We start from the raw sequence: 13349 nt of genomic DNA on the forward strand, positions 1-13349 counted from the left end.
GGGCGACGATATGACCCTCGCCCTCATCGATTACGGCGCGGGTAACCTCCACTCGGTCGCCAACGCGCTGAAGGCCGCGGGCAGCACCGACGTGCTCGTCACCGCCGATGCAGACGCGGTGCTCAAGGCCGACCGTATCGTCCTCCCCGGCGTCGGCGCGTTCGGCGCGTGCGCTGCCGCGTTGCGCGCGGTGCCGGGGATGGTCGAGGCGCTCGAGCAGCGCGTTCGCCGCGACGGCGTGCCGTTCCTCGGCATCTGCGTCGGGATGCAATTGATGGCCGATACCGGCGAAGAGCACGGCGTCCATGCCGGGCTCGGCTGGGTCGCCGGCACGGTGCGTCACCTCACGCCCAACGATGCGACCGCGAAAGTCCCGCACATGGGCTGGAACGACGTTGTGCCCGTCACGCCGCACGCGCTGATCGTGCCGGGCGAGGCGTATTTCCTGCACAGCTACGCCTTCGAAGGCGCCGACACGCTGGCGACGACCGAGCATGCCGGCCAGGTCACCGCCGCGATCGGGCGCGACAATCTGCTCGGCGTGCAATTCCATCCCGAAAAGAGCCAGCGCTACGGGCTTGCGCTGCTCGAGAGGTTCCTGACGTGGAAGCCGTAATCGTCGCCCCGGCGCAGGCCGGGGCCGCCGCGTTTGGGGCACCCGACGCGCACCACAGTCTAACGGCCCCGGCCTCCGCCAGGGCGACGAGGATTTCATGACGCTGATCATCTTCCCCGCGATCGACCTCAAGGGCGGCCAGGTCGTCCGCCTCGCCGAAGGCGATATGGACCGCGCGACCGTCTATGGCGACGATCCCGCCGCGCAGGCGATGCTGTTCGCCGAGCAGGGTGCGGAATATCTGCACGTCGTCGATCTCGACGGCGCGTTCGCCGGCAAGTCGGTCAATGGGGAGGCGGTCGCCGAGATCGTCAAGCGTTTCCCCGGCCATGTGCAGCTGGGCGGCGGGATCCGTGACCGCGTGGGGATCGAACGCTGGTTCGACATGGGCGTGTCGCGCGTCGTGATCGGTACGGCCGCCTTGGAAAACCCCGAGCTGGTGCGTGAGGCCGCGCGCGATTTTCCCGGCGGGATCGTCGTCGCGGTCGATGCCAAGGACGGTTTTGTCGCGACCAAGGGCTGGGCCGACGTCTCGACGATCGAAGTCGCCGACATGGCGCGGCAGTTCGAGGATGCGGGTGTCGCGGCGCTGCTGTTCACCGATGTCGGGCGCGACGGGATGCTCAAGGGGGCCAACGTCCAGGCGACCGTCGATCTGGCGCGCGCGGTGAAGATTCCGGTGATCGCCAGCGGCGGCGTCAAGGGGATTGCCGAGATCCATGTGCTGGCGCTGCATGCGCGCGACGGGATCGAAGGCGTGATTACGGGCCGGGCACTGTATGACGGCCGGCTCGATCTGGCTGCCGCGATCGCTGTGGCGGCAGCGGCGTGAGCGGGCGCAACCGCCCCCCCTCCCTGGAAGGGAGGGGCTGGGGGTGGGTCGGCCCGTTGTCGCGGGCAGCCCCAACCCTAGGCCGACCCACCCCCGCCCCCTCCCTTTCAGGGAGGGGAGAAAAACGATGACCGTCCGCGCCCGTGTCATTCCCTGCCTCGACGTCGCCAATGGCCGCGTCGTCAAGGGCGTCAACTTCGTCGATCTCAAGGACGCCGGCGATCCGGTCGAGCAGGCGCGCGCCTATGACGCTGCCGGCGCCGACGAACTCTGCTTCCTCGACATCGGTGCGAGCCACGAGGCGCGCGGCACGATCCTCGACGTCGTGCGCCGCACCGCAGAGGTGTGCTTCATGCCGCTGACCGTCGGCGGCGGGGTCCGATCGGTCGAGGATGCGCGCGCGCTGCTGCTCGCAGGCGCCGACAAGGTCGCGGTCAATTCCGCCGCGGTCGCGCGGCCCGAACTCGTCGCCGAGCTCGCCGACAAGTTCGGCAGCCAGTGCGTCGTCGCCTCGGTCGACGCGCGCAAGGTCGATGGCGGCTGGGAAGTGTTCACGCATGGCGGCAGGCGGGCGACGGGAATCGACGCGGTCGCGCATGCGCTGCGCCTCGCCGAGCTCGGCGCGGGCGAGTTGCTCGTCACCTCGATGGACCGTGACGGGACCAAGAGCGGCTTCGACCTCGCGCTGACGCGGACGATCGCCGATCAAGTGCGCGTGCCAGTGGTGGCAAGCGGCGGCGTCGGCGGGCTCGCCGATCTCGTCGCGGGGATCAGCGAAGGGCATGCGAGCGCAGTGCTCGCGGCGTCGATCTTCCATTTCGGCGAGGTCAGCATCGCCCAGGCGCATGCGGCGCTCGGCGCAGCGGGGATCCCGGTGCGGCGGCCGGTTTCGGGCTGAGCTCGACCCTTTCTCTCTCTGCCTTTCTTCCTCGGCAACGGCCGGGGCCCGGTCGAGAGCCGTTTGCTGGAGACCGCTGCGTGAGATGGCTTGACCATCGCGACTAGGCCCCGGCCTTCGCCGGGGAAGCAAAAGGCGCGAAAAGGAGGCGGATATTTACCAACACGCCGCTACACACCGCGCATGCGCTTCCTCATCGCCCTCCTGCTCGCAAGCCCCGCGCTCGCCGCGCCGCATAGCGGTGTCGTCAAGGTTCGCACCGGCCCCGAGCTCTCCGACATCGTCCTGTTCGTCGTCGCGGCCCTCGGGGTCTGGCTCGTCCGGCGGGCGATGCGCGCCCGTTTTGCCAAGCGTGACACGCCCAAGGATTGACGCAAGCGCCCGCTTGGGCCAGCCCGCGGCCATGGCCGAAGATACACTCGACACGTTAGAGGCGACGATCCGCGCACGCCGCGGCGCCGACCCCGCGACCTCCTACACCGCCAAGCTGTTCGCGCGCGGGCGCGGCAAGATCGCGCAGAAGGTCGGCGAGGAAGCGGTCGAGACCGTCATCGCCGCGCTGACCGAGGACAAGGCCGCGCTCGTCGGCGAGGCGACCGACCTGATGTTCCACCTGCTCGTGCTGCTCGCCGAGTGCGACGTCTCGCTCGACGACATCCGCGCCGAGATCCGCCAGCGCGAAGGCGTGTCGGGGATCGACGAGAAGGCGGCGCGGAAAGCCTAAAACTCCCCTCCCGCTTGCGGGAGGGGTTGGGGGAGGGCATGTCGTAAGCACCGGCGGAAGCCATGGGAGGACAGCCCCTCCCCTAACCCCTCCCGCAAGCGGGAGGGGAATCCAAGCGAGAGGGGAATTATGCCGATCGACGCGACGCAGCCCTATGACGACCAGAACATCTTCGCCAAGATCCTGCGCGGCGAGATCCCCGCGACGCGGCTCTACGAAGACGCATACGCCATCGCCTTTCCCGACATCGCCCCGCAGGCGCCGACGCACATCCTGGTGATCCCGAAGGGCGCCTATGTTTCGTGGGACGATTTGAGCGCGCGCGGCTCGGACGCCGAGATCGCCGGCTTCGTCCGCGCGGTCGGCAAGGTCGCGCGCGATGCCGGGTTGGTCGCGCCGGGCTATCGCCTGCTCGCCAATACGGGGCTCGATTCGCACCAGGAGGTGCCGCATCTCCACGTCCATATCTTTGCCGGTCGGCCGCTCGGTCCGCTGCTCGCGCGCTAAGGGGATTGCGCGCGCCTGTTTAGGCTTTAGGCTCGGGTCAGGTTCGCGCTGGACGCGCCAATACTGGGGATCCGACTGAATGCTGTTTGACCGGGTAAAATCTCTCGACGCGATTCTCGCGACCGCGGAAAAGAAAGGGCTGCACCGATCGCTCGGCGCGTTTCAGCTGACGATGCTCGGGATCGGCGCGGTGATCGGCACCGGTATCTTCGTGCTGACTTCGGAAGCCGCGCAAAAGGCCGGTCCGGGCATGTTGCTGAGCTTCATCGTCGCAGGGTTCGTCTGCGCCGTCGCCGCCTTGTGCTATTCGGAGCTGGCCTCGATGGTCCCGGTTTCGGGATCGGCCTATACCTACACCTATGCCGTTACCGGCGAATTGCTCGCCTGGATGGTCGGCTGGGCGCTGATCCTCGAATATGCGGTCGGCGCGAGCGCGGTCGCGGTCGGCTGGTCGAACCATTTCATCGGCTTGCTCAACGGGCTCGGACTGCATGTCCCCGCCGCCATAAGTAATGCCGATGCGCTGATGGCGCACGTCGCGATCGCCTTCGGCGCGGCGCCAAGCGCCGATCTGACGACGGCGATGGCGACCGGCGGCTGGGTCAACATTCCCGCGGTCGTGATCGTCGGGCTGGTCACCTGGCTGCTCGTGCTCGGCACGACCGAGAGCGCGCGCGCCAACGCCGTGCTCGTCGCGATCAAGATCGTCGCGCTGACGGTCTTCGTGATCCTGACGATCCCGGTGCTCAAATCGAGCAATTTCGATCCCCTGATGCCCACCGGCACAGTCGGCGTGTTCGGCGCGGCAGCTTCGATCTTCTTTGCCTATGTCGGCTTCGACGCGGTCTCGACCGCGGCCGAGGAAACCAAGAACCCGCAACGCAACGTGCCCATTGGCCTGATCGCGTCGCTCGGCATCTGCACGATCTTCTACCTGCTCGTCGCCACCGGCGCGATCGGCGCGATCGGCGCGCAGCCGGTGATGAGCGCGGGCATCCCGCTGTCGCCGGGCTCGCCCGAGCTCGCCGGCCGCTGCGCCAGCATCGTTGCGAGCGGTACGCTCGAGCCGCTGGTCTGCTCGAAGGAAGCGCTGGTCCATGTGCTCAGCTCGATCGGCTGGCCGGGCGTCGGCCGGCTCGTCGGCCTCGCCGCGGTCCTGGCCTTGCCCTCGGTCGTGCTGATGATGATGTTCGGCCAGACGCGCGTGTTCTTCACCATGGCGCGCGACGGCCTGCTCCCCGCCAAGCTCGCCTCGGTCCACCCCAAGTTCCGCACGCCGCATGTCGTGACGGTCGTCACCGGGATCGGCGCGGCGCTTGCGTCGGCGGTGCTGCCGGTCGGCAAACTCGCCGATTATTCGAATTCGGGGACGCTGTTCGCCTTCTTCATGGTCGCGGTGTCGGTGATGGTGCTGCGCAAGACCGACCCGACCCGCCGCCGTCCGTTCCGTACGCCGGCGGTGTACATCATCGCGCCGCTCGCGATCATCGGCTGCCTCGGGCTGTATTTCTCGCTGCCGCTGACCGCGATCCTGGTCCTGCCGGGCTGGGGTGCGATCGGGCTGGTGGTATATTTCGTCTACAGCCGCTCGCGCAGCCATGTCGGGCGCGGCCTGACCGAAGTCGTATCGGACGACGAGCTGGCACCGGCGCCTCCGGGCGCCCGCTAAGTCGGACGGGACTGCATACGAAAAAGGCCGGGGAGCGATCCCCGGCCTTTTTTATGTCTGGCGAACTGACGCTCGAGCCTCCCCTCCCTGAAAGGGAGGGGTTGGGGGTGGGTTGGCCGATCGCGGAGAGGCCACGCCCTACAACGGGCCGACCCACCCCTCGATCCCCTCCCTTTCAGGGAGGGGAGGAAGGCAGGCTTCAGCCGAGCTTCGACGCGATCAGCGCCTTGAGATCGACCTGCGCGCGCGCGCCGTAATGCGAGATGATCTCGGCCGCGCAGACCGCCCCCATCTTGAGCGAATCGGCGATGCTCTTGCCCTGCGCCTGGCCGCGCAGGAAGCCCGCCGCGAACAGGTCGCCCGCACCCGTCGTATCGACGACGCGCTCGATCGGCTCGGCGGCGACGCTGACGGTCTGCCCGCCCGAGACCGCGATCGCGCCCTTTTCGCTGCGCGTGACGACGAGCATCGGCACCTGCGACGCCGCCGCAGCGACCGCCGCGTCGAAATCCTGATTGTCCATCAGAGCCGTAATCTCGGCCTCATTGGCGAACATGATGTCGATCAGGCCGTCGGCCATCAGCTGGCGGAAATCGCCGCCGTGGCGCGAGATGCAGAAGATATCGCTGAGCGTGAAGGCGACTTTCCGCCCGGCCGAGCGTGCGACATCGATCGCGGCGCGCATCGCCTGGCGCGGTTCCTCGGGATCCCACAGATAGCCTTCGAGATACAGGATCGCCGCATTGGCGATCAGATCGCGATCGAGCGCGGATTCGGGGAGGAACTGCGACGCACCGAGAAAGGTGTTCATCGTGCGCTGGCCATCGGGCGTGACGAAGATCAGGCAGCGTGCGGTGGTCGGATCGCCGTCGCGCGCCGCCGTCGTGAAGTCGATCCCGACCGCGCGAATGTCGTGCGCGAAGATGTCGCCGAGTTCGTCGCTCGCGACCTGGCCGATGAAACCGCACTTGCCGCCCATCGCCGCGATCCCCGCAACGGTGTTCGCCGCCGAGCCGCCGCTCGCCTCGATCCCCGGGCCCATCTTGGCGTAGAGCGCATCGGCTTCCTCGGGCGAGAACATCAGCTGCATCGAGCCCTTGGTCATCGCGGCTTCGGCGAGGAAGGCATCGTCGGACTGCGACAACACATCCACGATGGCATTGCCGATCGCGACGACGTCATAGGTGGGCTGGCTCAAGGCGGGTCTCCGGGAAAAAGGTCTCTTAGCATGTGCCGTACCGGGGGGGTGGAACGCGCGCAACTCTCCGTCACCCCGGCGCAGGTCTGGGCCGCTGCGCGGGACGCGAACGGCCCGCGTCGAACGCAGCGGCCCCGGCCTTCGCCGGGGTGACGGGCGCGCGGGAGGCAGCTAGGACCAGCCCCATGTTGCGTGCGCTCCTCCTCTCGCTCGGCCAGCTCGGCGATCGCAAGATTGTCGCGGTGTTCCTCAAGTCGCTCGCGCTGACCGTGGTGCTGATCGCCGCGCTCGGCGTCGCTTTGTGGTATGGCGCGACGCAGGCGGCGGCGGATTGGGGCTGGGATCCGGCCGCGGGCGGCGTGCTCGGCGCGGTGGCGCTGCTTGCCGCATTCGGGATCAGCTGGCTGCTGTTCCGCGCGATCGCGATCGCGGTGATGATGGCCTTCGCCGACGATGTCGTCGTCGCGGTCGAGGCGCGGCATTACCCCGCCGCGCTCGAGACCGCGCGCAGCGTCTCGGCGGCGCGCGGGATCGGCCTCGGGCTGCGCTCGGCAGCGCGGGCGATCCTCGTCAACCTCGCGCTCGCGCCGGTCTATGTCGCCTTGCTCGTCACAGGGGTCGGCACCTGGCTGCTGTTCTTCCTGGTCAATGGCTGGCTGCTCGGACGCGATCTTGGCGAGCTCGTCGCGGCGCGCCACGTGCCGCCTGCGCTGATGCGAGACTGGCGCAAGACGGGCGCGGTCGATCGCTTCGCGCTGGGGGTTGCGGGGACCGCCCTGTTCATGGTTCCGATTGCGAACCTCTTCGCGCCGATCCTTGGTGCGGCGATGGCGACGCATCTGTTCCATTCGGGGCGAACGACATGAAGCTTTTCGGTGCAATTCTGGTCGGGCTGGCGCTGTCGGGCTGCGTCGCGAGCACGACGACGGCCCCGGTCGCGCGCCCGGCGATGGTGCCGATCCCGACCGGCACCGCGGGCCTCGGCGGCGTGATCGGCGCGACCGCGGCGCATCTGACCGGCCTGTTCGGGGCGCCCGTCGCGGATGTGCGCGAAGGCACTGCGCGCAAACTGCAGTTCAACAATGCGACCTGCGTGCTCGACGCCTATCTCTATCCCAACGGCAAGTCCGAGCCCGTCGTCACCTATCTCGACGCGCGCCAGACCGACGGATCGCCGATCGATCGCGCAAGCTGCGTGGGCGCGTTGCAGGTCGGGCGGCGGAAATAGGTTAAGCGTCCGCAAGCTCGGCGAACGCCCACTCCGCGGCTTCCGCCACGACCGGGTTGGGATCGTCGCGCAGCAATGCGACCTGCGCGCGTAATCCGGGATCGCCGCTGTTGCCCGCGGCAATCAGGCAGTTGCGCACCATACGGTCGCGCCCGATGCGCTTGATCGGCGAGCCAGCGAACACCTGGCGGAAGCCCGCATCGTCGAGCGCGAGCAGATCGGCGAGCTCAGGCGCGACAAGTTCGGCGCGTGGCAGGAACGCGCGGTTCGCGCTCGCCGCGGCAGCGAACTTGTTCCACGGGCAGACCGCGAGGCAATCGTCGCAGCCGTAGATGCGGTTGCCGATGCCCTTGCGGAATTCGAGCGGGATCGGCCCGGCATGTTCGATCGTCAGATACGAGATGCAGCGCCGCGCATCTAGCCGATAGGGCGCGGGGAAGGCATCGGTCGGGCACGCGCGCTGGCAGGCGTCGCAAGATCCGCAATGGTCGGCCACCGGCGGCGTGACCGCGCCGAACGCTCCGATCTCGAGCGTCGTGTAGATCGCCCCCAGAAACAGCCAGCTCCCCTCGCTACGGCTCACCAGATTGGTATGCTTGCCCTGCCACCCCAGCCCCGCCGCCTCGGCGAGCGGCTTCTCCATCACGGGTGCTGTATCGACGAACACCTTGAGGTCGATCCCCGGCGCCTCCGCCACCAGCCAGCGTGCGAGCGCCTTCAGCGCGCGCTTGACGACGTCGTGATAGTCGCCGCCCTGCGCATAGGTCGAGATCCGCCCTACCCCGCCCTCGCCCGCCAGCGCGAGCGGATCGGTCGCCGGGGCATAACTCATCCCGAGCGCGATCACGCTCTTCACCTCGGGCCACAGTCCGGCGGGTGATTCGCGGTGGTGTGCGCGCTCCTCCATCCAGATCATCCCGCCGTGCAGCCCCTCGCGCAGCCATTGCTGCAACCGCTCGGCGGTCTTGGGCGCCGCGTCCGCCGCAGCGACACCGCACGCGACGAAACCGAATTCGCGCGCCTTCGCCGCAAGGCGCTGTTCGAGGGGCAAAGCGTCAACCACTGTCCGCCACATAGCGTGCTCGCACCGCGCTTGTCGAAGCCCGGCGCACTATTCTACACAGGCAATACAGCGCTCAGCATCGGGCGCGGACGGCGGGGGTCTTCTTGGGCAATCATCTGGCGGTCAGCGCCTCCGGCCTGATCAAGAATTTCGGCGGGCGGCGCGTCGTCGACGGCGTCGACATCGCGGTGCCCAAAGGCGCGATCTACGGCGTGCTCGGCCCCAACGGCGCGGGCAAGACGACGACGCTGCGCATGCTGCTCGGCATCATCGAGCCAGATGGCGGAAGCCGCACGCTGCTCGGCCACGATCGCCCGCGCGATGCGAGCGACCGCGTCGGCTATCTCCCCGAGGAACGCGGGCTCTACCCCGCGATGCGCGCCAAGGATGCGGTCGCCTTCATGGGCGCACTTCGCGGGCTCGATCTCAAGACCGGGCGCAAGCGCGCGGTCGAACTGCTCGAGGCGGCCGGACTCGGTTACGCGGTCGACACCAAGATCCGCAAGCTGTCGAAGGGCATGGCACAGCTCGTCCAGCTGCTCGGCTCGGTTGTCCACCAGCCCGATCTGCTCGTGCTCGACGAGCCCTTTTCGGGGCTCGACCCGGTCAATCAGGAGCGCTTGGAAGCGCTGATCCTCGCCGAGCGCGATCGCGGCGCGACGGTGCTCTTCTCGACGCACGTCATGGCGCACGCCGAGCGGCTGTGCGACCGGCTCGCGATCATCGCCGGCGGCAAGCGCCGCTTCGAGGGCACCGTGGCCGATGCGCGCGGGATGCTCCCGATGCGTGCTCAGTACGTGCCCGAGCGCGACGATCCGACGATCGCACAGCATTTGCCAGCCGATGCGCGCCACGGCGAGCAAGGCTGGTCGTTCGAAGTCCCCGATGGCGGCGTCGAGCAGGCGCTGACCCGGCTGATCGGCGCCGGCCACGGCATCGCCGGCCTGTCGATCGAACGTCCCGGCCTGCACGACGCCTTTGTGCGGATCGTCGGCGCGGCGGGACAGGATGTGGCGAACCTCGGCAAGGCCGCGACGGAGCAGGACGCATGAGCGCGCAGCCGATCAGCAACACGCGCCGCACGATCCGCCAGGCGATGACGATCGCACGGCGCGATTTCGTCGCGACGGTGTTCACCCCGACCTTCCTGCTGTTCCTGCTCTCGCCGCTGTTCACGATCGGCTTCGGCCTGGTCGGCGGGATGGGTGCATCGACCGTGGCGAGCGGATCGAGCGAGAAGACGCGGATCGTCGCGATCGTACCGCCGGCCCAGCAGGACGCGATGCGATCGGCCGATGCGCGGCTGCGCGATGCGTTCGCGCGCGGCGACCGCCCGCCCGCGCTGGCGATCGAGTCGCCCGCGGCAGATCCCGATGCGCAGGCACGCGCCGCCTTCAAGAGCCGCAAGGGCATCGACGCCTCGGCCACGCTGTTCGGCGACCTGACACATCCGACGATCCTCTACGACGGCCAGGGCCGCAGCGATGCGCGCTATCTCGCCTCGCTCGCCGAAGCGACGCTGCGCACCGACCCGGCGCAGACCCAACCGCTGAGCAAGGCGACGCTCACCTCGATCGCGCGCGCCGCGCCGACCGAGAGCGGACACAAGCAAGCCGCCTTCATCGCAGTGTTCGGGATCTTCTTCCTTGCGCTGCTGCTGGCAGGCCAAGTCGTCGGCACGATGATGGAGGAGCGCAGCAACAAGGTGGTCGAGGTGCTCGCCGCCGCGGTGCCGCTCGAGGCGGTGTTCTTCGGCAAGCTGCTCGGCATGTTCGGCTCGGCAATCCTGTTCGTCGGCTTCTGGACGACGCTCGTCACGCAGATCGGCGGCATCCTGCCCGCGCGCTACGCCACCGCGATCGGCGAGATCGGCCCGGCAGTCGGCGCGCCGATGTTCTTCCTGCTGTTCTTCGCCTATTTCGCGATGGCGTATCTGCTGCTCGGCGCGGTGTTCCTCGGCGTCGGCGCGCAAGCCTCGACCGCGCGCGAATTGCAGATGATGTCGCTGCCGATCACGATCATCCAGGTCGCGATGTTCGGCCTCGCGCTGAAGGCAAGTGCGGCGCCCGACTCGACGCTGGCCAAGGCGGTCGAGATCTTCCCGCTCAGCTCCCCGTACGCGATGGCGGCGCACGCGGCGAACCAGCCCGAGCTATGGCCGCATGTCGCCGCACTCGGCTGGCAAGCGCTGTGGGTCGCGATCGCGATCACCGTTGGCGCGCGCGCCTTCCGGCGCGGGGTGCTGCAATCGGGGAGTGGGCGACTGTTCGCCCGGCGCAAGACTGTTGACATGAGTGTCAGTTAGACGTTCACTCTCCCAAAAGGAGAGGAACAATGGCGACTCTGGCGCAGGACGTGACCGATCGGTTCGACGTCAGCCGACCCGAACTCTACCGTGACGACATCTGGCAGGCGCCGTTCCGCGAACTCCGCGCGACCGCGCCGGTCCACCGCGTCGAGCATTCCGACTTCGGTCCCTATTGGTCGGTGTCGAGCTATAAGCCGATCGTCACGGTAGAATCGCTCCCCGATCTCTATTCGTCGCAGGCGGGCGGCATCACGCTCGCCGATTTCATCGAGAACAACCCGACCGACGTCCGCATGCCGATGTTCATCGCGATGGACCGGCCCAAGCATACCGGCCAGCGCCGCACCGTCGCGCCCGCCTTCACGCCGTCCGAGATGGTGCGGATGAGCGACAATATCCGCACGCGCACCGCCGAGGTGCTCGATTCGCTCGACTGGAACACGCCGTTCGACTGGGTCGACACCGTCTCGGTCGAACTCACCACGCAGATGCTCGCGATCCTGTTCGATTTTCCGTGGGAGGATCGCCGCAAGCTGACCTTCTGGTCCGACTGGGCGGGCGATATCGAGCTCGTCAAGAATGAGGAGCTGCGGCTCGAGCGGCTGCGCCACATGTACGAGTGCGGCGGCTATTTCCAGAACCTGTGGAACGCCAAGATCGGCAAGCCGCCGACGCCCGATCTGATCTCGATGATGATCCATTCCGACGCGATGGCGGAAATGGACCAGATGGAATTTCTCGGCAATCTGATCCTGCTGATCGTCGGCGGCAACGACACGACGCGCAACACGATGAGCGCGGTCGCCTACGGGCTCGACCTGTTCCCCGACCAGCGCGCCAAGCTGGAGAGTGATCCCTCGCTGATCGCGAATACGGTGCAGGAAGTGATCCGCTGGCAGACGCCGCTCGCGCATATGCGCCGTACCGCGACGGTCGATTCCGAGCTCGAAGGGCAGCAGATCAAGGCGGGCGACAAGCTCGCGCTGTGGTACATCTCGGCCAATCGCGACGAGAGCGTATTCGAGGACCCCGACCGGATCATCGTCGATCGGCCGAACGCGCGGCGGCATCTCGCCTTTGGGCACGGCATCCACCGCTGCGTCGGGGCGCGGCTCGCCGAAATGCAGATCGCGATCCTGCTCGAGGAGATGGCAAAGCGGCGGATGCGGGTGAACGTACTCGGCGAGCCCGAACGGGTCGCGGCGTGCTTCGTCCATGGGTACCGCAAACTGCCGGTCGAAATCAGTCGCTATTGACCACTATCGTCACCCCGGCCTTGTGCCGGGGCCCACTGTGCCGCGCGTGGTTACGGGTAGCGGGTGCGTCACGGTGGACCCCGGGACAAGTCCGGGGTGACGCTTGAGAAAGACGCGGCGGGAACGCCCTCAGTTCGGCTTGGCGATCGGCTCGGCACGGACCGGCTCGGCATCGCCAGAGCAATCGCCATTCTGCCGCGCGACCACTGCGGGCGGCGCCTTGCGGCCCATCGTCCAGTTCGCCTGCATCCGCACCTTTGGATTGGGGGCACACCAGATCTCGCCGGTCTCGTTGATCGCGGTGACCCAGATGAGGTTATACTCCTGGCCGTAATCGATCACGGCAAAGGCAAAGCCCGGCCCCTTGTCGAGCACATGCACCGGAAGCGGCGGATCGAGTTGCTGCATCGTCATGGACCAGAATCGCGCGAGATCGTCTGCGGTTCCCAGTGCGTCCGCCGACATCGCACGCGCGTAACTATCCTGCACCCCAAGCGTATAGCCGAGTGACGCCAAGAGGACCCGACCCATGCACGACCGCCGCCATTTCCTCGCTCTCGCCAGCACCGGTGCCGCCGCCTTCGCGCTGTTCGGCTGCAAGGGTGCGAATGCGGGCCCGCCCGAGAAATTCGAAATTACGCTCACCGATGCGCAGTGGAAGGCCAAGCTCTCCCCCGCTGCCTATAACGTGCTGCGGCACGAGGGCACCGAGACGCCCTATACCAGCCCGCTCAACGGCGAGCATCGCGCCGGCATCTTTTCGTGCGGCGGTTGCGGACTGCCGGCCTTCTCGTCGAAGACCAAGTTCGAGAGCGGCACCGGCTGGCCGAGCTTCTGGGCGCCGCTCGCCAATGCAGTGGGGAAGCGAACCGACAGTTCGCTCGGTATGGCGCGGACCGAAGTGCATTGCCGCCGCTGCGGCGGGCATCTCGGCCATGTGTTCGATGACGGCCCGAAGCCGACGGGCCTGCGCTATTGCATGAACGGCGTGGCGATGACCTTCACGCCAGGCAAGGCCTGATCTTCCGCTCCCCGGCCTCGGCCGGGGGG

16 protein-coding genes are annotated in these 13349 nt (G+C 67.9%); 13 read left to right on the top strand and 3 right to left on the bottom strand.

Annotation, left to right across the window (positions count from 1 at the left end; all coding sequences use genetic code 11):
* Positions 1–10 precede the first annotated feature (10 nt).
* The 7 genes from hisH (at position 11) to EAH76_RS01715 (ending at position 5246) form a co-directional block, all read left to right on the top strand.
* A complete protein-coding gene (gene hisH / locus EAH76_RS01680; RefSeq protein WP_140847141.1) occupies positions 11–616 on the top strand; it encodes an imidazole glycerol phosphate synthase subunit HisH in 606 nt (201 codons plus the stop codon).
* A 97-nt stretch (positions 617–713) separates the two neighbouring features.
* Positions 714–1448, top strand: coding sequence for a 1-(5-phosphoribosyl)-5-[(5-phosphoribosylamino)methylideneamino]imidazole-4-carboxamide isomerase (gene hisA, locus EAH76_RS01685; RefSeq protein ID WP_140847144.1), 735 nt, complete (start codon positions 714–716; stop codon positions 1446–1448).
* Between the two features lie 127 nt (positions 1449–1575).
* Complete coding sequence (gene hisF / locus EAH76_RS01690) at positions 1576–2346, top strand: imidazole glycerol phosphate synthase subunit HisF (protein ID WP_140847147.1); 771 nt, start codon at positions 1576–1578, stop codon at positions 2344–2346.
* A gap of 183 nt (positions 2347–2529) precedes the next feature.
* Positions 2530–2718: a hypothetical protein gene (locus EAH76_RS01695; RefSeq protein WP_140847150.1), complete on the top strand. Its 189-nt coding sequence runs from the start codon at positions 2530–2532 to the stop codon at positions 2716–2718.
* A gap of 31 nt (positions 2719–2749) precedes the next feature.
* Positions 2750–3070, top strand: a complete 321-nt coding sequence (locus tag EAH76_RS01700) for a phosphoribosyl-ATP diphosphatase (protein WP_140847153.1) — start codon at positions 2750–2752, stop codon at positions 3068–3070.
* A gap of 129 nt (positions 3071–3199) precedes the next feature.
* Positions 3200–3577: a histidine triad nucleotide-binding protein gene (locus EAH76_RS01710; RefSeq protein ID WP_140847156.1), complete on the top strand. Its 378-nt coding sequence runs from the start codon at positions 3200–3202 to the stop codon at positions 3575–3577.
* A 79-nt stretch (positions 3578–3656) separates the two neighbouring features.
* Entirely contained in the window at positions 3657–5246 is a 1590-nt protein-coding gene (locus EAH76_RS01715) for an amino acid permease (protein ID WP_140847159.1), read from the top strand.
* A 199-nt stretch (positions 5247–5445) separates the two neighbouring features.
* Here the strand turns inward: EAH76_RS01715 and EAH76_RS01720 are convergent, their stop codons facing one another.
* Positions 5446–6444 carry an adenosine kinase gene (locus tag EAH76_RS01720; RefSeq protein ID WP_140847162.1) on the bottom strand — a complete coding sequence of 333 codons (999 nt, stop codon included), beginning with the start codon at positions 6442–6444 and terminating at the stop codon, positions 5446–5448.
* 185 nt (positions 6445–6629) lie between these two features.
* Here EAH76_RS01720 and EAH76_RS01725 point away from each other — a divergent pair, with 185 nt between their 5' ends.
* Positions 6630–7310 (top strand): EI24 domain-containing protein, encoded by a 681-nt coding sequence (locus EAH76_RS01725; RefSeq protein WP_140847165.1) that lies wholly within the window; start codon positions 6630–6632, stop codon positions 7308–7310.
* Positions 7307–7672, top strand: a complete 366-nt coding sequence (locus tag EAH76_RS01730) for a hypothetical protein (RefSeq protein WP_140847170.1) — start codon at positions 7307–7309, stop codon at positions 7670–7672. Before EAH76_RS01725 ends, EAH76_RS01730 begins: the two co-directional genes overlap by 4 nt.
* A 1-nt stretch (position 7673) precedes the next feature.
* Here EAH76_RS01730 and queG read toward each other — a convergent pair whose 3' ends face one another.
* Positions 7674–8735, bottom strand: a complete 1062-nt coding sequence (queG, locus tag EAH76_RS01735; protein WP_241659495.1) for a tRNA epoxyqueuosine(34) reductase QueG — start codon at positions 8733–8735, stop codon at positions 7674–7676.
* Positions 8736–8839: 104 nt separating this feature from the next.
* Between queG and EAH76_RS01740 the strand changes: the two genes are divergently transcribed.
* From EAH76_RS01740 to EAH76_RS01750, 3 genes are read left to right on the top strand one after another with little or no spacing between them, the layout of a single operon-like run.
* Positions 8840–9787, top strand: a complete 948-nt coding sequence (locus EAH76_RS01740; protein ID WP_140847179.1) for an ABC transporter ATP-binding protein — start codon at positions 8840–8842, stop codon at positions 9785–9787.
* The gene (locus EAH76_RS01745) at positions 9784–11040 is read left to right on the top strand and encodes an ABC transporter permease (RefSeq protein WP_194150927.1); all 1257 of its coding nucleotides are present in this window, start codon (positions 9784–9786) and stop codon (positions 11038–11040) included. Before EAH76_RS01740 ends, EAH76_RS01745 begins: the two co-directional genes overlap by 4 nt.
* 29 nt (positions 11041–11069) lie before the next feature.
* Complete coding sequence (locus EAH76_RS01750) at positions 11070–12299, top strand: cytochrome P450 (RefSeq protein ID WP_140847183.1); 1230 nt, start codon at positions 11070–11072, stop codon at positions 12297–12299.
* Between the two features lie 129 nt (positions 12300–12428).
* Here EAH76_RS01750 and EAH76_RS01755 read toward each other — a convergent pair whose 3' ends face one another.
* On the bottom strand, positions 12429–12830 hold the full coding sequence (locus EAH76_RS01755) for a hypothetical protein (protein WP_431357962.1): 402 nt from the start codon (positions 12828–12830) through the stop codon (positions 12429–12431).
* Between EAH76_RS01755 and msrB the strand changes: the two genes are divergently transcribed.
* Positions 12829–13320 carry a peptide-methionine (R)-S-oxide reductase MsrB gene (gene msrB / locus EAH76_RS01760; protein WP_140847188.1) on the top strand — a complete coding sequence of 164 codons (492 nt, stop codon included), beginning with the start codon at positions 12829–12831 and terminating at the stop codon, positions 13318–13320. The two genes, EAH76_RS01755 and msrB, sit on opposite strands and share 2 nt — an antisense overlap.
* Positions 13321–13349: the final 29 nt, after the last annotated feature.

It is taken from the genome of Sphingomonas glacialis, from assembly GCF_006439055.1.
Taxonomy (GTDB): domain Bacteria; phylum Pseudomonadota; class Alphaproteobacteria; order Sphingomonadales; family Sphingomonadaceae; genus Sphingomonas; species Sphingomonas glacialis_A.

Coding starts and splice junctions, on each gene's coding strand:
- hisH (WP_140847141.1), top strand. CDS start 11: ATGACCCTCGCCCTCATCGATTACGGCGCGGGTAACCTCCACTCGGTC.
- hisA (WP_140847144.1), top strand. CDS start 714: ATGACGCTGATCATCTTCCCCGCGATCGACCTCAAGGGCGGCCAGGTC.
- hisF (WP_140847147.1), top strand. CDS start 1,576: ATGACCGTCCGCGCCCGTGTCATTCCCTGCCTCGACGTCGCCAATGGC.
- EAH76_RS01695 (WP_140847150.1), top strand. CDS start 2,530: ATGCGCTTCCTCATCGCCCTCCTGCTCGCAAGCCCCGCGCTCGCCGCG.
- EAH76_RS01700 (WP_140847153.1), top strand. CDS start 2,750: ATGGCCGAAGATACACTCGACACGTTAGAGGCGACGATCCGCGCACGC.
- EAH76_RS01710 (WP_140847156.1), top strand. CDS start 3,200: ATGCCGATCGACGCGACGCAGCCCTATGACGACCAGAACATCTTCGCC.
- EAH76_RS01715 (WP_140847159.1), top strand. CDS start 3,657: ATGCTGTTTGACCGGGTAAAATCTCTCGACGCGATTCTCGCGACCGCG.
- EAH76_RS01725 (WP_140847165.1), top strand. CDS start 6,630: ATGTTGCGTGCGCTCCTCCTCTCGCTCGGCCAGCTCGGCGATCGCAAG.
- EAH76_RS01730 (WP_140847170.1), top strand. CDS start 7,307: ATGAAGCTTTTCGGTGCAATTCTGGTCGGGCTGGCGCTGTCGGGCTGC.
- EAH76_RS01745 (WP_194150927.1), top strand. CDS start 9,784: ATGAGCGCGCAGCCGATCAGCAACACGCGCCGCACGATCCGCCAGGCG.
- EAH76_RS01750 (WP_140847183.1), top strand. CDS start 11,070: ATGGCGACTCTGGCGCAGGACGTGACCGATCGGTTCGACGTCAGCCGA.
- msrB (WP_140847188.1), top strand. CDS start 12,829: ATGCACGACCGCCGCCATTTCCTCGCTCTCGCCAGCACCGGTGCCGCC.
- EAH76_RS01755 (WP_431357962.1), bottom strand. CDS start 12,830: ATGGGTCGGGTCCTCTTGGCGTCACTCGGCTATACGCTTGGGGTGCAG.